This window comes from Luteimonas sp. 8-5, assembly GCF_029763755.1.
GTDB lineage: Bacteria > Pseudomonadota > Gammaproteobacteria > Xanthomonadales > Xanthomonadaceae > Cognatiluteimonas.
On record NZ_JARUVM010000030.1, the window covers coordinates 13,493 to 37,028 of the forward strand.

The 23,536-nt window shown below is 69.2% G+C and carries 14 protein-coding genes and 1 riboswitch; of the genes, 4 read left to right on the forward strand and 10 right to left on the reverse strand.

Translation table 11 applies throughout. From position 1 onward, the window contains the following. Positions 1-45: 45 nt before the first annotated feature. The 4 genes from QAA18_RS05215 to QAA18_RS05230 all read right to left on the reverse strand — a co-directional run bounded on the left by QAA18_RS05215 (position 46) and on the right by QAA18_RS05230 (position 6,589). The gene (locus QAA18_RS05215) at positions 46-3,162 is read right to left on the reverse strand and encodes a TonB-dependent receptor (protein ID WP_279411609.1); all 3,117 of its coding nucleotides are present in this window, start codon (positions 3,160-3,162) and stop codon (positions 46-48) included. Between the two features lie 64 nt (positions 3,163-3,226). Continuing rightward, entirely contained in the window at positions 3,227-3,508 is a 282-nt protein-coding gene (locus QAA18_RS05220) for a transposase (protein ID WP_279411611.1), read from the reverse strand. Further along, on the reverse strand, positions 3,505-4,296 hold the full coding sequence (locus QAA18_RS05225) for an AraC family transcriptional regulator (protein WP_279411614.1): 792 nt from the start codon (positions 4,294-4,296) through the stop codon (positions 3,505-3,507). The genes QAA18_RS05220 and QAA18_RS05225 overlap by 4 nt, the downstream gene beginning before the upstream one ends. 103 nt (positions 4,297-4,399) lie before the next feature. Beyond that, positions 4,400-6,589, reverse strand: coding sequence for a winged helix-turn-helix domain-containing protein (locus QAA18_RS05230; RefSeq protein WP_279411616.1), 2,190 nt, complete (start codon positions 6,587-6,589; stop codon positions 4,400-4,402). 285 nt (positions 6,590-6,874) lie between these two features. On the opposite strand from QAA18_RS05230, the gene QAA18_RS05235 reads away from it, so the two are divergent. Beyond that, positions 6,875-7,639 carry a DUF2785 domain-containing protein gene (locus tag QAA18_RS05235; protein WP_279411618.1) on the forward strand — a complete coding sequence of 255 codons (765 nt, stop codon included), beginning with the start codon at positions 6,875-6,877 and terminating at the stop codon, positions 7,637-7,639. Between the two features lie 5 nt (positions 7,640-7,644). On the opposite strand, the gene QAA18_RS05240 is transcribed toward QAA18_RS05235, so the two are convergent. Next, the gene (locus QAA18_RS05240; RefSeq protein WP_279411619.1) at positions 7,645-8,334 is read right to left on the reverse strand and encodes an ion channel; all 690 of its coding nucleotides are present in this window, start codon (positions 8,332-8,334) and stop codon (positions 7,645-7,647) included. Between the two features lie 10 nt (positions 8,335-8,344). After that, positions 8,345-10,195: a phosphomethylpyrimidine synthase ThiC gene (gene thiC, locus QAA18_RS05245; RefSeq protein ID WP_279411620.1), complete on the reverse strand. Its 1,851-nt coding sequence runs from the start codon at positions 10,193-10,195 to the stop codon at positions 8,345-8,347. 85 nt (positions 10,196-10,280) lie between these two features. Next, positions 10,281-10,379: riboswitch (TPP riboswitch) on the reverse strand. A gap of 245 nt (positions 10,380-10,624) precedes the next feature. Here thiC and thrA point away from each other — a divergent pair. The 3 genes from thrA to thrC are packed head-to-tail and all read left to right on the forward strand — an operon-like array spanning position 10,625 to position 15,331. Next, complete coding sequence (thrA, locus tag QAA18_RS05250; RefSeq protein WP_279411622.1) at positions 10,625-13,084, forward strand: bifunctional aspartate kinase/homoserine dehydrogenase I; 2,460 nt, start codon at positions 10,625-10,627, stop codon at positions 13,082-13,084. Further along, positions 13,081-14,016 (forward strand): homoserine kinase, encoded by a 936-nt coding sequence (locus tag QAA18_RS05255; protein WP_279411624.1) that lies wholly within the window; start codon positions 13,081-13,083, stop codon positions 14,014-14,016. The genes thrA and QAA18_RS05255 overlap by 4 nt, the downstream gene beginning before the upstream one ends. After that, complete coding sequence (gene thrC / locus QAA18_RS05260) at positions 14,006-15,331, forward strand: threonine synthase (protein WP_279411625.1); 1,326 nt, start codon at positions 14,006-14,008, stop codon at positions 15,329-15,331. The genes QAA18_RS05255 and thrC overlap by 11 nt, the downstream gene beginning before the upstream one ends. Here the strand turns inward: thrC and QAA18_RS05265 are convergent. The 4 genes from QAA18_RS05265 to QAA18_RS05280 form a co-directional block, all read right to left on the reverse strand. Further along, positions 15,312-16,367 carry a 2-oxoacid:ferredoxin oxidoreductase subunit beta gene (locus QAA18_RS05265; protein WP_279411626.1) on the reverse strand — a complete coding sequence of 352 codons (1,056 nt, stop codon included), beginning with the start codon at positions 16,365-16,367 and terminating at the stop codon, positions 15,312-15,314. The genes thrC and QAA18_RS05265 overlap by 20 nt on opposite strands. After that, entirely contained in the window at positions 16,364-18,220 is a 1,857-nt protein-coding gene (locus QAA18_RS05270; protein WP_279411628.1) for a 2-oxoacid:acceptor oxidoreductase subunit alpha, read from the reverse strand. Before QAA18_RS05270 ends, QAA18_RS05265 begins: the two co-directional genes overlap by 4 nt. 20 nt (positions 18,221-18,240) lie before the next feature. Beyond that, complete coding sequence (locus QAA18_RS05275; protein WP_279411629.1) at positions 18,241-20,067, reverse strand: FAD-dependent oxidoreductase; 1,827 nt, start codon at positions 20,065-20,067, stop codon at positions 18,241-18,243. 391 nt (positions 20,068-20,458) lie between these two features. After that, positions 20,459-23,521, reverse strand: a complete 3,063-nt coding sequence (locus QAA18_RS05280) for an efflux RND transporter permease subunit (RefSeq protein ID WP_279411655.1) — start codon at positions 23,519-23,521, stop codon at positions 20,459-20,461. Positions 23,522-23,536: the final 15 nt, after the last annotated feature.

Here is a 23,536-nt window from a genome sequence, read left to right on the forward strand (position 1 = left end):
CCGGCCTTCCTGCGAAGGCCGGGCTTTTTGCATCTACCGCCGATTTTACCAGTCGTACCCGGCGGTGAAGACCACCGCACGCGGATCCTGGCGGCCGATCGGCAGCATGTAGGTGTTGGACACCGTGTAGACATCGTCCTCGGACGTCACGTCCACCTGCAGCGTCTCGGTCGAATTGAACACGTTGCGCACCTGTACGCCGAGCGACAGCTTCTTGTCGAAGGCGAGCGGGCGCCAGGTCAGGCCGAGGTCGACGCGCTTGACCCATGGCGTACGGATATCGCCGGGCGTGGCCACTTCGCCGAAGCAGGTGTGGTAGCTGGCGCCGTAGTGGATCGGGTCGGCTTCGGGCGAGTTCTCGTCGATGTCGCCCGGGTTGAAGTAGCCCAGGCAGCTGATCGGCGCGCCCGACTGGATGCGCAGGTTGCCGCCCACCATGAGCTCGTCGGTCAACTGGTAGCTGCCGCGGGCCTTGAGCTGGTGGCGGCGGTCGTTGGCCAGGTATCCGGTGCCGTAGGTCATGATCGCGGCCGCATCCCAGTCCTGCGTCTTGGAGATGTTGGCCTGGCCGAACTCCGATTTCACCTGCCCCTCCATGTTGCCTTCGCTCCGGCTGTAGGTGTAGTCGACCCGCGCTTCCCATTTGCCGTCGAAGGCACGCTCCATGTAGATGTCCAGGCCGGTGTACTTGCGCTTCATGTCGTCCGGGAAGCCCCAGTCGTCCGAGCTCATCGTCACGTCGGTCCTGCCGCCGGTGAAGTCGCCGGTCACGGGGTCGACGTTCGCCAGGCTGAAGGTATTGGTGCCGCCGGGGTTGAACATGAAGCAACCGGGGATCTCGACGGTGTCGACGTCGACACCGCGGTCCTCGAGGACCTGGGCCATGGTGCCGCCATCGCAGATGTCGTCGATGGCCGATCCCAGGTTGCGGCTGGTCAGCTTGGCGCCGATCATCCAGCGATCGCCGAGGACGTGCTCGGCACCGAGGATGAACTCGTCCTGGTACATGTTCTTGAGGTCGGAGGGCGCGAAGGACAGCACGTCGATCGGCTGGCCGTACTCGCCGTTGGAGGAGAACGGGCCGTCGGGCGAACCATCCAGCCGCGGGACGTGCGCCAGGCCCGTCGGTGCGCCGTTGGCGTCGATGCCGGTGTAGGTGAAGTACTCGCGGGTGAAGGTCGATGCCGAGGCGCCGCGAATGGCGACGTTGTTCGGCATGGCCAGGAAGTAGCGGCCGGCGTTGCCGAAGACCTTGAAGGTGGAGTCGCCGTTCACGTCCCAGGCGAAGCCCAGGCGCGGAGCCCACTGGTCCTTGGCGTCGAGGTACTTCTCGCCGAAGTTGTTGATGTTGGTGAACTGGTCGTTGCGGATGCCCAGCGACAGCAGCAGGTTGTCGGCGACCTGCCATCGGTCTTCGATGTACCAGGCCTTCTGGTCGAGCTTCATGCTGGTCGAGGTGCGGAACAGCAGCTTCTGCACGTAATAGCCGTCGGGATTGGCACCGCTGGCGGGACTGCCGATCACGCCGGGACCGATGCTGCCGGTGGTCCGTCCGTAGATCCAGCGATCCACCAGCTGGTCCTGGCCCTCGTTCTCGGCCTCGAAGGTGATGTTGTCGATGCCGACGGTCACGGCGTGGTCGCCGACCAGCCATTCCAGGTCGGCACGCAGCCCGCGCGTCCTGTCGACGGCGTCGACGCCTACTGCGCCTCCCTGGGCATTCGATCGCGGGGTGCCGCCGTTGAGCGCGGGATTCTGGAGGTTGGCGGTCCCGATCAGCGGCAGGCCGGGAATGATCGACGGATTGATCTGCTGCTTGGACAGCTTGCCGCGTCCGGCGGTGACGCTGAGAGTGAGGCTGTCGGTCAGGTAGCCGGTGTACTTGCCGATGAGATATTCATTCTTCTGGTGGAAGGGATCGGGCACCGAGGCTGTGTACTCAGCGCCGGTGGTGCCGGCATCGAAGTCGTAGTTGTAGAACACCCCGACCTCGTCGGTTTCTTCGCCCAGGTAACTGAACTCGGCGAAGTGGTCGTTGCCGATGTTCCAGTCGATCTTCGCGTACAGCTTCGGGATCTCCGTCGTCGTGTGCCGGGAGCGGACCGGTGCGGCCGCGAATGCGTTGGGCGCGTCGATCTCCTTGTCCTCGTTCCACTCCGCCGCGGCGAAGAAAAACAGCCGGTCCTTGATGATCGGGCCGCCGCCGTACAGGTTGTAGGACGTCCCCCACTCCGTCGATTCGCTGCCACGCGAATGCAGCGTGCCGGGCAAGGTCGGATCGGAGTAGGTGTACTGGCACTGCTCGTCGCCACCGGCGCCGCAGGTCTGCGGCAACCCCGCGTTGGCATTTGCCTGCGACAGGTCGATGTCGGGGAAGTACAGGTCCGGCATGTCGCCACGCAGGCCCTTCGGGGTATAGACGACCTGGCCGCCGAAGCTCCATTCGTTGCTGCCGCGCTTGCCGATCTGGTTGATCACGCCGCCATCGGAACGACCGTACTTGGCGCTGTAGCCGCCGATGAAGGTCTCCTGCTGTTCGATCGACCCGAACGGCAGGCCGAAACCGCCGAGGTTGGACAGCGGCTCGCCGGTGAAATAGCCGTTGACGTAATAGGCGTTCTCGGAGACGCCTGCGCCGCCGAACGACACCAGGCCGCCGAAGAATCCGGCCGCGCCGGACACCGCGCCGGGGGCAAGCAACGCAACCGCCTCGGCGTTGCGCGCGAGCGGCAGGCGGGTGAGTTGTTCGGCGGTGACGACACTGCGGGTATCGACCGCCGTGATGTCGATGGTCGGCACGCTGGACGCGGTCACCGTGACCGCTTCCAGCATCGCCGGGTCCCCGCCGGCGGCCATGGTCGCGTCCGCACCGGCACCGGCACGCACCGTCACCACGCTGGCGCCGACGACCTCGCCGTTGCGCTCGACGACGACCCTGTAGTTGCCGACGGGAAGGGTACCGATGTTGTAGCGGCCCGACGCGTCCGCGGTCACGGTGCGGGTCAGGCCGCTGTCGTTGCGCACGGTCACGGTGGCGCCTTCGCTGGCGACGCCGTAGATGCTGCCGGTGGTGCTCTGGGCGTTCGCGGCGCCCGCGAACGAAAGGGCGATGGCCAGGGCCAGCGCCTTGCGGCGATGGGGATTGTTCCGGGTGGTTGTCACTGTCGATCTCCAGCTTGGTGGGTTGTTGACGCTTTCCGATTTCTTAACGAGATCGATCCTAGGTTCACGATGTGGCGCACTTCCTTGCCGGATTTGGCGGCTTGCCCTTGCGGCCGGCCCGACGCAGGTACGCAACCAGCGATCCCGGCGAGAAGCCCGGCTCGGGATCGACTTCCAGCGGCACGCGCGACTGCCGCGCGAATTGCCTGTAGCGGCGCACCCAGAAGAACAACGAGCCTTCGCTGACGCACAGATCGCGGGCGACCGAACTCACGCTGTGGCCGTTCTCGACCACGCGGCGCACCGCTTCGACCTTGCGCGCGGCGGGATACCGGCACCGGCTCATCGCGCGTTCCCGTGGCGCAGGCGGTGTTCCGACGCGGTCATGCCGAAGTGCGCCCGGAACGCGCGCGCGAAGCTGCACGGGTTGTCGAACCCGCACGACGCGGAAACCTCGATGACCGGAAGCCGCGTGCCGGCCAGCAACCGCGACGCCTGTTCCAGGCGCGCGCGCGTCGCGAACTGCAACGGCCCGATCCCGTACAGGGCGTGGAATACCTTGCTGAAGTACCAGGGCGAGAAGTTGATGTGCCTGGCCAGCTCCGCGATGCGCACGCCATCGCCTGCATGGCCTTCCAGGTAGAGGCGCGCGCGCTGCATCCTCAACAACACCTGGCGCTTGCGCCGGGGGGAGTGTCCCGGGCAGCGGTCGATGCCCTCGACCAGATCGGCCTGCAGGTCCCACAACAGCGCCCTTGCCTCGGCACCGTCACTGATGGCCGGCTGCATCCATTCGCGCCCCCGGGTCGTGAGCGCTCCCTGCCTGGACCACGTGCGGAACGCACGCGCCCTCGCACCGCGCGCCATGCGGCCACGGCCCGGAATCGGGGCCGTGCGCTCCGGCCCCTCGTCTCCGGCGACGCCGATTCCGAGCAGCAACGCCCCGGCGCCGGCCACCGCGAGCGAGGCCGAATCCCGCGGCAACGCGATCCAGTCGCCGGGGACGAGCGCGAAGGCGCCTTCCCGGGCCCGCACTTCGGCCCGTCCACGCAGCAACAGCCAGGCGACGTCCGTGCCGCGCGGCGCCTCGAGTGCGCCCGCGCCGGACGTGGCGATCAGGGAAATGGAATGCACGGCCAGCTCCTTTCGGGGAACGGCCGTCATCACGGTGGTATCGCGCCGGGGCGTCAGGAAAGCGCGGCGAATACCTGCCGAAATTTTTCCGAAGGCTTGCGCTTCAAGGAGTTGCGCTGGACTCCGACTGCGGCGGATCGAGCTCGAGCAGGCCGATATCGCTGTTCTCCAGGCCCACCACCATGCTCGCGTAGAGCCATGCACGGTCCTGGGACACCATCACTGCCAGCGACGGCTCGCCGCGCCGCTCCGGATCCAGACAACCGGCTGCGGGTGTCGGCTCCACCCCCATCCAGTGCCATTGGGCCAGGCAGCCGGGCGCAGCCGTGCGCAGTGCGAACGGACGTCCGTCCAGCGTTCCCCAGCGTCGCAACCAGTAGCCGGCGGGCTGGTCGGCAGCCACCAGTTCCGGCGTGCGCAGGTCCAGGCCGACCCGCCACAAGCCCGGACTGCTGCCACGCACCAGGAACACCTCGCCGCTCACCGGATCGAAACGCGCTTCGCCCACGTCGTCCATCCGGGCGAGCGTACGCAACGGCGGCGCCGCGGCGTCGACGATGCGCAGCGACAGCCTCCCGGCGCCGCCATCGACCACCAACAACAGCCGCTGCCCCGGCAGGTGCTGCGCGAAGTATGGAACTCCATCGTCCACCGCCACTTCGGTACTGCGGCCACTGGCCACATCGACCTGGTACAGCAGTTGCCGCGGCACGCCCTCTGCGTCGGTCACTTCGCCGACCACGAGGATGCTGCGACTGTCGGGCGACCACTGCGGGGGATGCCGCGAGATCGGAGCGATGCCATCGACCATGCGCAGGTGGCCTGGATCGTCCGGATCGCCCAGCCACAACCTCGCTTCACGACTGCGATCGGAATGGAAGGCGATCCACTTCCCGTCGGGCGACGGCGACGGCAGCAGATCGGTTCCCGTCGAGGCGAACAATGGTTCGGCAATGGTTCCGCTGCCAAGCGGCAGCCGATAACGGAACATCGCAATGCGCGCGTCGTCGACGGTGAAGACCATCGTGTTGCGACGCGCTGCCAGGTCCAGCCCCACCGCCGGGAATCGTCCCAGGGCCCGGGTCAGGCCAGTGCCCAGGTCGTGCCGGTACAGCCTGGGCGGACTGCCGAGCGTGCCCAGCAGCAGGGACTTGCCGTCGGGCGCCCAGTCCCAGCCGGAGATGCTGCCACGCAGGCGGGTCAGCCTTTGTGGTTCGCCGCCGCCCGCGGGCATCTCCCACACATCGGAGCGGCTGAGGTTGCGCCGGAATCCGATCCGGGTGCCATCGGGCGAAAAGCGCGGATCGAAGTCGACGTCGGCGGGGCCGATCGCATAGCGCATCGGCTCCCACTGGCCGGTCTCCAGCCGCAGGTTCGACAGTGCCCCTGGCCGGCCTTCGGCCTCGGGCTTGAGTCCGGCAACGACCCCACTGCCGTCGGGCAACCAGTCGTAGCGGCCGTTGACCCGGTCGCAGCGGCCGATGGCACGCCCAGCGCCGCCGCTCACCGGCAACAACTGGAACTCGCACCCGCCGTTCTCGTCGATGCGCGCGAACATCAGCTGCGTACCGTCGGGCGACCAGCGCGGCAAGTGATCGGACGATCCCCGGGGCGGCGTGGTCAGTTGCCGCGGCGCGACCGGATGCGCCGCCTGGATGAAGATCGCGGCCGGATCGTCGATCGCGCCGGGAGGCATTGCATAGGCCACCATGGCGCCGTCGGGCGACAGTGCCGGCTGGGTTTCCGGACCCACCCGCGAGGTCAGCAGTGTGTAGGCAAGCTCGCCATCGCTCGCCGGCACTGCTGGCGTCGCGGGTGGAGGTGCCACCGCATGGAAGCGGCCGGCGCCGATCCACCAGCCCAGCGCGACGACGGCCACAACGCCCAGCACCCATGCCACGCGGCCGCGCCAGCGATGCTTGGCAAGGTGTTCTGGCGGCGCATCCGGCAGCCACTCGACTTCCGCGAGCAACCGATATCCGGACTTCGGAATCGTCTCCAGGTATGCCGGTGCGTCGCGATCGTCTCCGAACGCCTTGCGCAGGCCGGTGATCGCCTGGGTCAGGACGTCGTCGGTCGGCAGCGTGCCTGCCCACACGGAATCGAGCAACGTGTCGCGCGCGACGACCTGGCCCGGCTGCCGCGCGAGCATCAGCAGCACGGCCATCGACTTGGCGGTGACGCGCACACCGGTGCCGCCGGCGCGGACGATCTCGCGCAACGGAATGTCGACCACGCATTCGCCGACGCGCAATCGGGTCGCTTGCGGCAGGTCGGGCCGGATCGTCGGCATGCGTGTCGCACCTGGGGTGAAAGGCGCCATTGTGGGAGCGCAGGCGCGCCAGGACAAATGCCGCGCGATCCGCCAAACGACGCAAAGGCCGGCGGCCGCGATTGCATTACGCTACCGGCGATATCCACCGACCGGCCTGCGACGATGCCTTTTAGCCCGATCCATATTTCCGGGTTCCTGCTGGCCTGTGCGGGCCTGTCCATGGCCTCGCCCGCGCATGCCCGTTGCGAACTCCATGGCGAAGCAACCCCGGGCCTGGAGCAGTGGCGATCCTCGGGCTTTCCCATGCCCGACGAAGCACAGCGCAATGCGCGCGCCATCGCCATGACCGCATGCCTGGGCGAAGCCGATCCTTTCCTGCGCGACGACATCGCCTTCGGAGCGTTGTCGACGTGGATGCGCCACGACCAGCTCGACACCGGCATGCTGGTCCGGATCGAACAGGCGTTGGAGGACGCCATCGCCGCCGCGGATGCCGATGGATTCGGCAGGTCGTTCGCGGCCCTGGCGCTCGCCGAGGTCGCGCGTACCGATCGCCTCCGGCCGTGGATGACGCCGCAGCAACGTTCGCGCATGGCGACCCTTGCGGCGGATTACCTGCGGTCGACGCGCGACTATCGCGGTTACGTCGATGGCGAAGGCTGGCGCCATGCGGTCGCGCACGGCGCCGACTGGGCGATGCAGTTGATCCTGAACAAGGCGTTGGCGACGCCCGACGCCATGCTGCTGCTCGAGGCGCTGGCGACCCAGGTCATGTCCGCCGATGGCCACGCCTACGTGTACGGCGAACCCGGCCGACTCGCGCGTCCCGTTGCCTATGCTGCAGCGCGCGGCGATCTCGACCAGGCGGCGATGGGGGCCTGGCTTGAACAGCTTGCGACCGCGCTCGGCCCGATGCCGTCCGGCCCCAAGCAATCGCAGTGGTGGCTGCGGCGTGGCAACCTGGAGAACTTCCTGCATGCGCTCGGCCACATGCTCGCCGGCGAGCAGGCGCCCGGCCTGGTCGCCCTGGCAGCCAGCGTCGACGCAACGCTGGCGAAACTGCACTGACGCCCTCAGCGCCGCTGGCGGACGATGGTCAACCCGATCAACCGCGACACCACGATCGCGATGTAGCCGATGCCGGCGAACTGCTCGAGCATCACCAGCACGCGCGCCGGCGAACCGACCGGCAGGATGTCGCTCAGGCCGGTGGCCGAGAGGTTGCTGAAGCTCAGCGACAACAGTTCCAGCCAGCGCCGCGGCCGATCGGGTTCCTCGATGCCGACGAAGCTGTCCGGGTACCAAGCCTGGCAGACGAAGTAGGCATAGGCGAACCCCCAGGCCAGCAGCGTGAACGTGGCGCCGGCGGCGAACAGTTCGTCGGCGCTGACCTCGTGGTCGTTCATCATGTACACGATCAGGCCACCGGCAGCGTAGAAGTACAGCGCGGCCTCCAGCACCGCCGAAACCTGCAGCAGGCCCGGCCGGTCCAGCAGCACGCCGGTGGTGGTCAGCAGCAGTGCCGGGATCGCCAGCAGCCACGCCACCCATCGCACCGCGGGGCTGCGGTTCACCACCCATACCGCCAGCGGCACCACCACCAGCGCGACCGCGCCGAACAGCATGCGGCCGCCACTGGTGTCGTCCATCACCGGATAGATCAGCAGGCTCAGCAGCTGCGCCGCGAGCAGGAAGGCCGACGGATGCCGTCGCGCCACCACCGCCCACGGCCCCGACCAGAAATGCGCCTGCGCAGCCATCATCGTGCCCCGTTCATGCTTCCGAATAGACCTTGCCGCCGGCCTCGCGGAACTCCGCCGCCTTGCCGGCCATGCCCTCCTCGACCGCGGCGGCGTCGCGCACGTCCTGGCTGATCTTCATCGAGCAGAAGTGCGGGCCGCACATCGAGCAGAAGTGGGCGAGCTTGTGCGCGTCCTTGGGCAGGGTCTCGTCGTGGAAGGACCTGGCCTTCTCCGGGTCGAGGCCGAGGTGGAACTGGTCCTCCCAGCGGAACTCGAAGCGCGCCTTGCTCAGCGCGTTGTCGCGCACCTGCGCACCGGGATGGCCCTTGGCCAGGTCGGCCGCGTGGGCCGCGATCCTGTACGCCATGATCCCGTCGCGCACGTCCTCGCGGTTGGGCAGGCCCAGGTGCTCCTTCGGCGTCACGTAGCAGAGCATGGCGCAGCCGTACCAGCCGATCATCGCCGCGCCGATCGCGCTGGTGATGTGGTCGTAGCCCGGCGCGATGTCGGTGGTCAGCGGCCCGAGCGTGTAGAACGGCGCCTCGCCGCATTCGCGCAGCTGCTTGTCCATGTTCTCCTTGATCAACTGCATCGGCACGTGGCCGGGGCCCTCGATCATGGTCTGCACGTCGTGCTTCCAGGCGATCTTCGTCAGCTCGCCGAGCGTCTCGAGCTCGCCGAACTGGGCGGCGTCGTTGGCGTCGGCGATGCAGCCCGGGCGCAGGCCGTCGCCGAGCGAGAAGGCCACGTCGTAGGCCTTCATGATTTCGCAGATGTCCTCGAAGTGCTCGTACAGGAAGCTCTCGCGGTGGTGCGCCAGGCACCACTTGGCCATGATCGAGCCGCCGCGCGAAACGATGCCGGTGACGCGCTTGGCGGTCAGCGGCACGTAGCGCAGGAGCACGCCAGCGTGGATGGTGAAGTAGTCCACGCCCTGCTCGGCCTGCTCGATGAGCGTGTCGCGGAAGATCTCCCAGGTCAGTTCCTCGGCACGGCCGTCGACCTTCTCCAGCGCTTGGTAGATCGGCACAGTGCCGATCGGGACCGGCGAGTTGCGGATGATCCACTCGCGGGTCTCGTGGATGTGCTTGCCGGTGGACAGGTCCATCACCGTGTCGCCGCCCCAGCGGATCGCCCACACCAGCTTCTCCACTTCCTCGGCGATGCCCGAAGAGAGGGCGGAGTTGCCGATGTTGGCGTTGATCTTGGTAAGGAAGTTGCGGCCGATGATCATCGGCTCGCTTTCCGGGTGGTTGATGTTGTTGGGCAGGATCGCCCGGCCGCGGGCGATCTCGTCGCGCACGAACTCGGGGGTGATGAGCTTCTGGATGCTGGCGCCGAAGCTCTCGCCCGGGTGCTGCACCAGCAGGCCGGCGTCGCGCACCGCCTCCAGGCGCTGGTTCTCGCGGATCGCCACGAACTCCATTTCCGGGGTGACGATGCCGCGGCGTGCGTAGTGCATCTGGGTGACGTTGGCGCCGGCGACGGCGCGGCGCGGCAGCGGGCGGTTCGGAAAGCGGACCGCGTCCAGGCGCGCATCGGTTTCGCGGCCGCGGCCGAACGAGGACGACAGCGCCTCCAGCGCTTCGGTATCGCCGCGCTCGGCGATCCACTGCGCGCGCAGCGGGGCGAGTCCGGCGCCCAGGTCGATGCGCGCCTGCGGATCGGAGTACGGACCGGAGGTGTCGTAGACGGTGATCGGAGGATTGTCCTCGCCACCGAACAGGGTCGGCGTCTGCGACTGCACGATCTCGCGCATCGGCACCCGCAGGTCCGGCCGCGAGCCGGGCACGTGGATCTTGCGCGAGCCGGGGATCGGGCGGGTCACTGCCTCCGAAAGCTGCTCGGTCTGGCGGATCAGGTCGGAGGGGACTGCACTCATGGGTTCTGGCTCCCGCATTCGCTGGTGGGGTGATCCGCGCACCAGGCACGGACTCTTGCGAAGCAGGGCGCAGCCGGGGCGTGAAGGCGCCGGCCGCGAAGCTTCCCTACGCCGGTTTGAACCGGATCAGGTTCGAAGGGTCTGTCTCAACCGCGAAAAAAACGCGGTACCCCCGCTTCGGGACGCATTGAAGCATGCGACCGGGCCGGGGACCAGTACGGGACCCGCTTGACGCGGTGCACCAATCCGGCTATTGCTGTCTCCATGCACGTCGCGGCCGCCATCGCCACCACCACGACCACTACCCGCCAGCCCCGGGTACGGACGCGCGTGTCCATCTGACCGACCACGCCGCTCCGCACCCGAACCGGGTGCGAGCGGGCGACCGCCCCCCCGGATCGAGACGCGGAGCACCGACAGGAGCTCCACATGCCGTCCGCATCCATCCACGTCCACAAGTTCGGCGGCACCAGCCTGGCCGACGCCGCGCGCATCCGCGCGCTCGGCACCCTGCTCGACGACGGCGCCGGCTCGCGCCTGGTGGTGGTGTCGGCCATGCACGGCACGACCAATGCCCTGGTCGAACTGGCGGCGACGGCGCGCAACGGTGGTAACTGGCACCCCGCCTGGGAAGCGTTGCGGCAACGGCACCTGCAGGCGGCGGACGCGCTGGGCAGCGATGGCCCGCACCCGGGCGGGGCCATCGCCGGGGACTTCGATGTACTGCACGCGGATGCGGCAATGCTTGCGACACGTCCGGTCGATGCCGACCGCATCGAGGCCCGCATCCACGGATACGGCGAGGTCTGGTCGTCGCGCCTGGTGCAGGCGGCACTCGGCGGCGACGCCGCGGGCTGGAAGCGCATCGATGCGCGCGAAGTGCTGGTCGTGGCGGCGGGCGAAACCGGCGTGGTCGTGGACTGGGCCGCAAGCCGCGAGCGCCACGCAGGATGGCGGGCCGCACACGGGACCTGCAACGCGGTCGTCACCGGCTACATCGCCAGCGACGCGCAGGGCCACGCGACCACGCTCGGCCGCAACGGCAGCGACCATTCGGCGGCGATCTTCGCCAACCTGTGCGATGCGCAGGCGCTGACCATCTGGACCGACGTCGACGGGGTGCTGTCGGCGGATCCGCGGCTGGTGGCCGAGGCGGCCTGCCTGCCGTCGCTGTCCCATGCCGAGGCCAACGAACTGGCCTACTTCGGCGCGAAGGTGCTGCATCCGCAGACGCTGGCGCCATTGCAGTCGCGCGGCATCGCGCTGCGCATCCGCAACACGCTGCGGCCGCACGTCCCCGGCACGCTGGTCACCGCGCATGCCGAGCCCGGCGGCGCGCCGGTGAAGGGCCTGAGCGTGGTCCGCGACATGGCGGTGCTGGAACTCTCGGGCAACGGCATGGCCGGCGTGCCCGGCGTCGCCGAACGCCTGTTCGCGGCCCTGCACGGCGCCGGCGTGTCGGTGACGATGATCTCGCAGGGTTCGTCCGAGCACTCCATCTGCTGCATCGTCCGCGCAGACCAGGCCGAACGCGGCCGCGCCGCGATCGCCGCCGCGTTCCCCCCACCCGGCAATGGCGCGCCGGCGCAGAGCGTGCGTGCGACGCCCGGCATCTGTGTACTCGCTGCCGTCGGCGACGGCATGGTCGGCACGCCCGGCGTGGCTGCGCGCCTGCTGGGAGGGCTGGCGCAGGCCCGGGTCAACGTGCGCGCGATCGCGCAGGGCGCCAGCGAACGCAATATTTCGGTGGCGGTGGCCGATGCGGATGCCACGCGCGCGTTGCGCGCCGCGCACGCCGCGTTCTGGCTGTCGCCGCAGTGCGTCTCGGTCGGCATCATCGGCCCCGGGCAGGTCGGGCGTGCGCTGTTGTCGCAACTGGACGCCGCATTGCCCGGATTGCGCTCGCGATCCGGGCTGGACCTGCGCATCCGCGCGATCGGCGACAGCCGCCGCATGGTGTTGTCCGAGCCCGGGATGGCGCCGGATACCGCACTCGACACGCTGCGTGGCGAGGGATCGCAGGCAGCGGACCTGGACGCGTTCGCCGCCCATGTCCGCGCCGAACACATGCCGCATGCGCTGGTCGTCGACTGCAGCGCCAGCGATGCGGTCGCCTCGCGCTATGCGCAATGGCTGGCCGCCGGCATCCACGTGGTCACCCCGAACAAGCACGCCGGCAGCGGCGAATGGGCGCGCTACGCGGCGATCCGGGACGCACAGCGCGTGGGGCGTTCGCGGTTCCGCTACGAGGCCACCGTTGGCGCGGGCCTGCCGGTGATCCTGACCCTGCGCAACCTGCTCGACACCGGCGACGAGCTGCACGGCATCGACGGGATGCTCTCCGGCACCCTGGCCTGGCTGTTCAACCGCTACGACGGCAGCCGGCCGTTCTCGGCCCTGGTGCGCGAGGCGATGGACCTGGGCTATACCGAGCCCGACCCCCGCGACGACCTGTCGGGGCTCGACGTGGCGCGAAAGCTGGTGATACTTGCACGCGAGGCCGGACGCGAACTGTCGGTCGCGGACGTGGACGTGGAGAACCTGGTGCCGACCGGACTGCAGCACGTGGAACGCGGGGAGTTCCTCGCCCGCCTCGATGAACTCGACGCGCCGATGCAGGCCCGGCTCGAGGCCGCCACGGCCGCCGGCCACGGCCTGCGCCACCTCGCCCGCCTCGATCGAGACGGCAGCGCAAGCGTGGGCGTAGTCGCCCTGCCCGCCGAGCATCCGTGCCGGCACACGCGGCTGACCGACAACCTGGTCCAGTTCCGCACCGCACGCTATGCCCGCAACCCGCTCGTCGTGCAGGGCCCGGGGGCGGGACCGCAGGTGACGGCGGCGGGCGTGTTCGGCGACATCCTGGCCTGCGTGCAGGCTTCGCGCGCATGAACATCGTCCGCGCTTTCGCCCCGGCCAGCGTCGGCAACATCGGCGTCGGCTTCGACCTGCTCGGCCACGCCTTCGAAGGACCGCGCGACATCGCCACGGTGCGGCGCATCGACGAACCCGTGGTGCGGATCGCCGCCATCTCCGGCGACGCGCCGGGGGCCGCGTCATTGCCGCTGGCAGCGGAACGCAACACCGCCGGGCAGGCATTGCTCGCCCTGCGCGTCCGGCTCGGCCTGGCGCATGGCTTCGAACTGTCGCTGCACAAGGGCATTCCGCTGGGTTCGGGCATGGGCGGATCGGCGGCGTCGTGCGTGGCGGCGCTGGTCGCGGCCAACGCGCTGCTCGACGCGCCGCTGCCGCGCGAGGCGCTGTATCCACTGGCGCTGGACGGCGAGTCCGTCTCCAGCGGCAGCCGCCACGGCGACAACGTCGCACCGATGCTGCTCGGCGGCGTCGTGCTGGCCACCGGGACGCGAATGATCGCGTTGCCGGCGCCCGACTGGTTGTACTGCGTGGTCGTCCACCCCGACCAGGTGCTGGAAACGCGACGCGCGCGCGCAGTGCTGTCCGATCCCTATCCGCTGGCGACGGTGGTCGAGCAGGGCGCGCACCTGGCGCTGTTCCTGACCGGGCTGCAACGCGCCGATGCCGCGCTGATCCGCGACGGCCTGCACGACCTGCTGGTCGAACCGCGGCGCGCGCCGCTGATTCCCGGCTTCGCCGCGGTCAAGGCCGCGGCGCTGGACCACGGTGCGCTGGGCGCGAGTATCTCCGGTGGCGGCCCGAGCGTGTTCGCCTGGTTCGCGTCCAAGGCCGCTGCGGAGGCGGCGGCGCCGTCGATGCGCGGCGCCTTCGCCGGTGCGGGCTTCGACTCCCGCGCCCATGTCTCGCCGGTGGCGGGACCACGCGCGGACCTGATCGATGGGGATTGAATTCGCCAGCACGCGCCGCGGCAGCGCGCCCGCAGGAATCGACGATGCGCTCGTTGCCGGACTGGCGCCAGATGGCGGGCTGTACGTTCCCGGGCGCTTTCCCCGGCTTCGGCTGGCAGCGCCGCCGGCCACGCTCGCCGACACCGCAACGGCAGTACTTGAGCCCTGGTTCGAAGGCTCGAGGCTGCGGGACCGGTTGCCGGCGATGTGCGCACGCGCGTTTGCGTTCGATGCACCGTTGCGTCCGCTGCGCGGCAAAGGCGACTGGCTGCTCGAGCTGTTCCATGGCCCGACCGCCGCATTCAAGGATTACGCTGCACGCTTCCTCGCCGAAGCGCTGGCCGGCCTGCGCGATGCGGACGGCACCGCAACGCCGACGACGACGACGATCGTGGTTGCCACTTCCGGGGACACGGGCGCGGCGGTGGCAGCGGCCTTCCATCGCCGTCCGGGCTTCAACGTCGCCATCCTGTATCCCGACGGCGGCGTCTCGCCGCGCCAGGCCCATGGCCTCGGCTGCTGGGGCGACAACGTGCACGCGTTCCGCGTCGCCGGCACCTTCGACGACTGCCAGCGCATGGTCAAGCAGGCGCTCGGCGACGCTGCGCTGCGTCGCGAAGTGCCGTTGGCGGCGGCCAACAGCATCAGCCTGGGACGATTGCTGCCGCAGGCGGCGTACTACGCGCATGCCGCGCTACGGTTCCAGGCCGCGCATGCCGGCGCATCGCTGAACTTCATCGTGCCCACCGGCAACCTGGGCAATGCCTGCGCGGCGCTGGTCGCCCGGCGCATGGGCCTGCCGATCGGCGAGATCCGCCTGGCGACGAATGCCAACGATGTCCTGCCGCGCTACTTCGCCGGCGAGGCCTACACGCCGCGCGCCAGCCGCGCCACGCTGGCCAACGCGATGGACGTCGGTGCGCCGAGCAACTTCGAGCGCCTGCGCCACTGGTACGGCGACGATGCGGCCTTGCGCGAAGAGATCGGCGCCCTTTCCGTGGACGACGCGACCATCCGAGACACGATCCGCGCCGCCCCGTCACGGCACGGGGTGATCCCCTGCCCGCACACGGCCACCGGCCTGCACCTGCTGGAACGACTGCGCGACGACGGCGACACGCGCCCCTGGGCCGTCGTGGCCACGGCCCATCCGGCCAAGTTCGAAGGCATCGTCGAACCACTGCTGGGCCATGCCGTGGAGCCCCCGCCAGCCCTGGCCGAAGCGCTGGCACGGACGGCCTCGGCCGAACCGTTGGCCATCGACTACGCCGCGCTGCGGGAAAGACTGGTGGAACTCAGCGCAGGCTGGCGTTGATCGCCGCCAGGGTCGTGGCCCCGGGGCTGAGTTCGGCGACGCCCAGCGAATTCAACGGCGCCGCGACGGTGCCCAGGTGCGCATGCAGGTCGACCGGTTCCGGATCGACGTACAGCAACCCGGTCACCACCTCGCCGCGGGCCTGGCGCCGCTGCAGTTCGCCCAGTGCCGCGATGCGGTCGCGCGGATCGTAGCCGGCGTCGAGCTTGTGCAGGCGCAATACCGAACCGTCGTGCTGCACCACCTCGGTGGTCGCGCCCGGCGCGTAGTCGACCTCGATGCGCGCGCGCGGCGTGATCACGTCCATCCGGTTGACCGCTTCGTTGTGCTCGCGCACGTGGTCGTAGCTGCGGGTGCTGCCCGCGTGGTTGTTGAAGGCGACGCAGGGGCTGACCACGTCGATGAAGGCCGCGCCGCGATGCGCCAGCGCACCCTTGACCAGCGGCACAAGCTGCGCCTTGTCGCCGGAGAAGCTGCGCGCGACATAGGTGGCGCCCAGCTGCAGGGCCATCGTCACCATGTCCAGCGGGCTGTCGCTGTTGACGGCGCCCTTCTTCGACACCGAGCCCTGGTCGGCGGTGGCCGAGAACTGGCCCTTGGTCAGGCCGTACACGCCGTTGTTCTCGACGATGTAGAGCATGTCCACGCCGCGCCGGATCGCGTGCACGAACTGGCCGATGCCGATCGAGGCCGAGTCGCCGTCGCCCGAAACGCCCAGGTAGGTCAGGGTACGGTTGGCCAGGTTCGCGCCGGTGAGCACCGAGGGCATGCGCCCGTGCACAGTATTGAAGCCGTGGGACTGGCCGAGGAAATAGGTCGGCGTCTTGGAGCTGCAGCCGATGCCCGACAGCTTGGCCAGGCGGTGCGGCTGGATGTCCAGTTCCCAGCAGGCCTGGATGATCGCGGCCGAGATGGAGTCGTGGCCGCAGCCGGCGCAAAGGGTCGAGACCGGGCCTTCGTAGTCGCGGCGGGTGAAGCCGATCGCGTTGCGGGCCAGCGCGGGGTGGTGGAGTCTGGGCTTGGCCAGGTAGGTCATGCGGACCTCTTCGCGGCTTCCGCCGCTCCCACGGGGGTGCCAATGGCTCCCGCGATCGCGTTGGCGATGAATGTGGCGGTGATCGGCGTGCCGTCGTAGTGCAGCACCGGCGGCAGGCGTGCGGGGGCGATGCCGAACTGGTCGACCAGCAGCGTGCGCAGCTGCCCGTCGCGGTTCTGCTCGACCACGAACACCGATTCGTGGGCTTCGATGAAATCGCGAACGGAATCGGCGAAGGGATAGCCGCGCACGCGCAGCGCATCGAGCTCGATGCCGGCGGTGCGCAGGCGCTCGATGGCCTCCAGCATGGCCGGGCTGGTCGATCCGAAGAAGATCGCACCATGCCGGGCCGGCATACCCGCGCGCAACTCCACCGGCTGCGGCAGCAGCGTCTTCGCGGTTTCGAATTTCCGCTGCAGGCGCTGCATGTTGTAGGTGTAGTCGGGGCCGCGCTCGGAGTACTTCGCCTGCGGATCGCGCGAGGTGCCGCGGGTGAAATACGCGCCCTTGTCCGGGTGCGTGCCCGGCCACGTGCGCCACGGGATGCCGTCGCCGTCGACGTCCTTGTAGCGCGCGAACTCGCGGCCGGCCTCCAGGTCTTCGGCGGTCATCACCTTGCCGCGGTCGTAGCGGCGGCCGTCGTCCCATTCGAACGGCGCGCACAGGCGCTGGTTCATGCCGATGTCCAGGTCGGTCATCAGGAACACCGGGGTCTGAAGGCGGTCGGCCAGGTCCAGCGCCTCGGCGGCGAACGTGAAGCATTCGTTCGGGTCCTGCGGGAATAGCAGCACGTGGCGGGTGTCGCCGTGCGAGGCGAAGGCGCAGGCGAGCAGGTCCGACTGCTGGGTTCGCGTCGGCATGCCGGTGGAAGGCCCCCCGCGTTGCACATCGATGATCGTGACCGGGATCTCGGCGAAATAGGCCAGGCCGATGAACTCCGACATCAGGGAAATGCCGGGGCCCGATGTCGCGGTGAAGGCGCGCGCTCCGTTCCAGCCGGCGCCGACGACCATGCCGATCGAGGCGATCTCGTCCTCGGCCTGGACGATGGCGTGGCGGTTGCCGCCGCCGTCCGGCGCGACGCGATACTTGCCGCAGTACTTCGCGAACGCCTCGGCCAGCGAGGACGAAGGCGTGATCGGATACCACGCGCACACCGTCGCGCCCCCGTACACGCAGCCCAGCGCCGCGGCGGCATTGCCCTCGACGAAGATGCGGTCGCCGACCGCATCGGCGCGCTGCACGCGCAGCCCGATCGGATGCGGGAGATGCGCACGGACCCAGTCGCGGCCCAGGTGCAGCGCCTGGATGTTGGGCGCCAGCAGCTTCTCCTTGCCCTTGTACTGCTCGCCCACCAGCGCCTCGATGCCGGCCACGTCCATGTCCAGCAACGCGGACAGCGCACCCACGTACATGATGTTCTTGAACAGCTGGCGCTGGCGCGGATCGCTCCAAGTGGCGTTGCAGATTTCCGTCAGCGGAACGCCGATGATGTTGATGTCGTCCCTGAACCTGGAGCGCGGCATCGGCTTGCTGTTGTCGTACAGCAGGTAGCCGCCTGCCCCGATCTCGGCGATGTCCTCGTCCCAGGTCTGGGGGTTCATCGCCACCATCAGGTCGACGCCGCCGCGCCGCCCGAGCCAGCCGCGCTCGCTGACGCGCACCTCGTACCAGGTCGGCAGGCCCTGGATGTTGGAAGGGAAGATGTTGCGGGGGCTCACCGGCACGCCCATGCGCAGGATGGACTTGGCGAACAGCTCGTTGGCCGAGGCCGATCCGGATCCGTTGACGTTGGCGAACTTGACCACGAAGTCGTTGACCGCCGACAGCGCCTGGAGGGTCGTCCCTTCCATGGGCCCTGCCGCTGGCCCGTTCACGCCAGCGCCTCCACGGCCTTGTCCCGGCATCCCGAGCCGGCGCGCGTCTCCTGCAGCAGGAACTTCTGCATGTCCCAGGCGCCGGTGGGGCAGCGCTCGGCGCACAGCCCGCAATGCAGGCACACGTCCTCGTCCTTGACCATGACCCGCAGCGTCTTCAGCGGTTCCGACACGTACAGGTCCTGCGACGTGTTGGGCGCCGGCGCGCTCAGGCGCGTGCGCAGGTCGGCTTCGTCGCCATCGGAGGTGAAGGTGATGCAATCGGTGGGACAGATGTCGACGCAGGCATCGCACTCGATGCACTTGTCGCGGGTGAAGACGGTCTGCACGTCGCAGTTGAGGCAGCGCTGCGCCTCGGCGAAGGCGGTGGCCGGGTCGAAGCCGAGCTCCACCTCGGCCGACATGCTGTCCAGCCTGCGCGCGGCATCCGACCAGGGCACGATGTTGCGCAGGTCCGGCGAGACCGCGTTGTCGTAGCTCCACTCGTGGATGCCCATCTTCTGCGGCGACAGCGACACCCGCGGCGCGGGCCGCACGCGCGCATCCTCGCCGTGCAGGAGGCGGTCGATGGACACGGCGGCAGCATGGCCGTGGGCTACCGCCCAGATGATGTTCTTCGGGCCGAATGCGGCGTCGCCACCGAACAGCACGTGCGGCAGGGTGGACTGGTGGGTCGCCTTGTCGACCACGGGCATGCCCCATTCGTCGAAGGCGATGCCGCAGTCGCGCTCGATCCAGGGGAAGGCGTTCTCCTGGCCGACCGCGACCAGCACCTCGTCGCATTCGAACACGTCGTCCGGTTCGCCCGTCGGCACCAGCCTGCGCCGGCCGTTGGCGTCGTACTCGGCGCGCACCTTCTCGAACACCATGCCGGTGAGGCGGCCGCCATCGTCATGCAGGAAGGCTTTGGGCACGCGGCAGTCGAGGATGGGGATGCCCTCCTCCATCGCGTCTTCCTTCTCCCACGGGCTGGCCTTCATCTCGTCGAAGCCGGAACGCACGACCACGCGCACGTCCTGCCCGCCGAGGCGGCGCGCGCTGCGGCAGCAGTCCATCGCCGTGTTGCCGCCGCCCAGCACCAGCACGCGCTTGCCGATGCGGGTGACATGACCGAAGTAGACGTTCGCCAGCCAGTCCAGACCGACATGGATGTGCGCACCGGCTTCCTTGCGCCCGGGCAGGTCCAGGTCGCGCCCGCGCGGTGCGCCGCTGCCGACGAACACCGCGTCGTAACCTTCCGCCAGCAGTGCCCGCATCGATTCGATCCTGCGGTTGCCCACGAACGCCACGCCCAGGTCGAGGATGTAGCCGGTCTCCTCGTCGATCACTTCCTCCGGCAGGCGGAAGCGCGGCACCTGGGTGCGCATGAAGCCGCCCGCCTTCGGGTCGGCCTCGAACACGGTGACGTCGTAGCCCAGCGGCGCAAGATCGCGGGCCACGGTCAGCGAAGAAGGGCCGGCACCGACGCAGGCCACGCGGAATCCGTTCTTCTTCGCCGCCGGCGCCGGCATGCGCGCGCGCACGTCGCCCTTGCAGTCGGCGGCCACGCGCTTGAGCCGGCAGATCGCCACCGGTTCCGGCTTGCCTGTGTTGTTCTCCTCCACGCGTCCGCGCCGGCACGCCGGTTCGCAAGGGCGGTCGCAGGTGCGTCCGAGGATGCCGGGAAAGACATTGCTCTCCCAGTTCACCATGTAAGCGTCGGTGTAGCGGCCGGCCGCGATCAGGCGGATGTACTCGGGGACCGGCGTGTGCGCCGGGCATGCCCACTGGCAGTCCACGACCTTGTGGAAGACGTCGGGGTTGCGGATGTCGGTCGGCTTCAAGCGTCCCTCCCGCAGGCGGCCGGTCCCTCCGGCCGTCGCTGGCCCGAGTCTAGCCCGATCCGGTCGCAAGCGTCCTCCCTCACGTGCGGGGCGCCGCGGAATGGCCTTGCCCAAGCCGGGACACGGCATGAACCCGTCCATGGGGCCTCGTCGTCGGCATCCATGCCTCCGACGGTCCCGTCTTGGGCAAGGCCATTCCACGACGCTGAGCCAAGCGAGTGGGTCGATGCTTCGGCCGCGAAGTGCTCCGGGCGTCGCGGGAAAGGTGGTGCGCTTTGGCGAAATCAAGGAGGAGGCCGGGCCGCCGGCCCGGCCGGGGGACATTCGCCAAAGCGGACCGCCTTTCCAGCGTAAGCGCGCGAGAAACTCCGCGTCGCGGCTGCCGCCGCTCCTACGGCCAGCGCTTCACCCGGAACCACGCCGCATACAGGGCGGGCAGGAACAGCAGCGTCAGCACCGTCGCCACCGTCAGGCCGCCCATGATCGCCACCGCCATTGGCCCGAAGAACGCGCTGCGCGACAGCGGGATCATGGCCAGGATCGCCGCCAGCGCCGTCAGCACGATCGGGCGGAAGCGCCGCACGGTCGCGTCGACCACCGCGTTCCAGCGGTCGTGGCCCGCCTTGATGTCCTGCTCGATCTGGTCGACCAGGATCACCGAATTTCGCATGATCATGCCCGCCAGCGCGATCGTGCCCAGCATCGCCACGAAGCCGAACGGCACCCTGAACACGAGCAGGAACAGGGTCACGCCGATCAATCCCAGCGGCGCCGTCAGCAGCACCAGGATCGTGCGCGAGATGCTGCGCAGCTGCAGCATCAGCAGGGTCACCACCACCAGCAGGAACAGCGGCACGCCGGCGGCGATGGACGCCTGGCCGCGGGCCGAGTCCTCGACCGTGCCGCCGGCCTCGAGCAGGTAGCCGGCGGGCAGCTGCGCGCGGATATCTTCAAGGGTCGGCACGATCTGCGCGGTGACCGTGGCCGGCTGCAGGCCGTCGCGGATGTCGGCGCGCACGGTGATCGTGGGCAGGCGGTCGCGATGCCAGATGATGCCGTCCTCGAACCCGTACTCCAGGGTCGCGACCTGCGCCAGCGGTACCGAACGGCCGCTGGCCGTGGGCACCGCCAGGCTGCCGAGCATGTCCAGCCGGGTGCGCTCGTCGTCGCTGCCGCGCATCGACACTTCGATCAGCTCGTTGCCCTCGCGGAAGGTACTCACGTGCAGGCCCGACAACGATCCCGACAGGAACGCCGACAGCTGCTGCGTGCTCACTCCGACGGCGCGCGCGCGTTCCTGGTCCACCACCAGCCGCACGACCTTGCTCGGCTCGTCCCAGTCGAGGTTGACGTTGGCCACGTGCGGGTTGGCGCGCACCTTCGCCTCGACCTGGCGCGCCAGCGCGCGCACGCGGTCGATGTGTTCGCCGGACACGCGGAACTGCACCGGGTAGCCGACCGGCGGGCCGTTCTCCAGTCGGGTCACGCGCAGTTGCAGTTCCGGGAATTCCCGCGCCACGTCCTCGACCAGCCAGTCGCGCAGCGCCTCGCGCGCCTCGATGTCGTCGGCGCGAACCACGAACTGGGCGAAGTTGGCGGCCGGCAGCTGCTGGTCCAGCGGCAGGTAGAAGCGCGGCGAGCCGGTGCCGACGTAGGCGACGAAATTGTCCACGCCTTCGCGCCCCTCCAGCAGCTTCTCCAGGCGCTGCGCCTCGGCGGCCGTGGCGCGCAGCGACGAACCCTCGGCCAGCTCCATGTCGACCATCAGCTCTGGCCGGGTGGAATCGGGGAAGAACTGCTGCGGCACGAAGCGGAACATCAGCAGCGACAGTACGAACAACGCGACGGTCGCGCCGATCACCAGCCAGCGGCGCGACAGGCACCAGTCGACCAGCGCGCGGAAGCGGCGGTAGAACGGCTTCTGGTATGGGTCGTGCGGCTCGCCCGAGCTGCCGGCGTGCTTCTTCGCCAGGTCCGGCAGCATGCGGTCGCCCAGGTAAGGGATGAACAGCACCGCGGCGACCCAGGACACCAGCAGCGCGATCGTCACCACCTGGAACAGGGAGCGGGTGTACTCGCCGGTGGTGGACGCTGCGGTCGCGATCGGCAGGAAGCCCGCCGCCGTGACCAGGGTGCCGGTGAGCATCGGGAACGCGGTCGATTCCCAGGCGAAGCTCGCCGCCTTCAACCGCGAAAAGCCCTGCTCCATCTTGATCGCCATCATCTCCACCGCGATGATCGCGTCGTCCACCATCAGGCCCAGCGACAGCACCAGCGCACCGAGCGAGATCTTGTGCAGGCCGATGCCGAAGTAGTGCATCACCGCGAAGGTCATCGCCAGCACCAGCGGGATGCTCACCGCCACCACCAGGCCCGTGCGCAGGCCCAGCGAGAAGAAGCTCACCAGCAGCACGATGAAGACCGCCTCGGCGAGCACGCGCATGAACTCGCCGACCGACTCGCGCACCGCCTCGGGCTGGTCGCTCACCTTGTCCAGCTCCATGCCCGCCGGCAGCGACTGCTGCAGGCGCTCGAACTCCCGGTCCAGGGTTTCCCCGAGCGCGAGGATGTCGCCGCCTTCCTTCATCGACACCGCGATGCCGAGGGCGTCGCGGCCCATGAAGCGCATCTTAGGCGCGGCCGGGTCGCTGAAGCCGCGTTCGACCGTTGCGATGTCGCCCAGGCGCACGGTGCGGTCGCCGGCGCGGATGGGGAAGTCGCGGATCGCCTCGACCGACGCGAACGCACCGCTGACGCGCAACTGCACGCGCGCAGCCTTGCCCTCGAAGAAACCCGCGGGCACCACCGCGTTCTGCTGGTCGATGGCCTGCTGCACCGCCGCCAGCGGGATTCCCAGGGTCGCCAGCTTGGTGTTGTCGACCTCGATCCAGACCTTCTCGTCCTGCAGCCCGACCAGTTCGACCTTGCCCACGTCGGGCACCCGCTGCAGTTCCAGCTCGATGCGCTCGGCGTAGTCCTTCAGGACCGCATAGTCGAAGCCGGGGCCGGTGATGGCGTAGATGTTGCCGAAGGTGTCGCCGAATTCGTCGTTGAAGAACGGGCCGATGACGCCCGCCGGCAGCGTCGGGCGGATGTCGCCGATCTTCTTGCGCACCTGGTACCAGAGTTCCGGCACGTCCTTCGAACGCATCGAGTCGCGCGCCATGAAGATCACCTGCGACTCGCCCGGACGCGAGTACGAGCGGATGAACTCGTAATCGCCGGTCGTCATGAGCTGCTTCTCGATGCGCTCGGTGACCTGCTCGGCGACCTCGTGCGCGGTCGCGCCAGGCCACTTTGCCTGCACCACCATCGCCTTGAAGGTGAACGGCGGATCCTCGGACTGGCCCAGGTGGCTGTACGACCAGGCGCCCAGCAGGGCCATCACCAGCATCGTGTAGACCACCAGGGCACGGTTGCGCAGCGCCCACTCGGAGAGGTTGAAGCGCGACATCGGATGGCCTGGCAT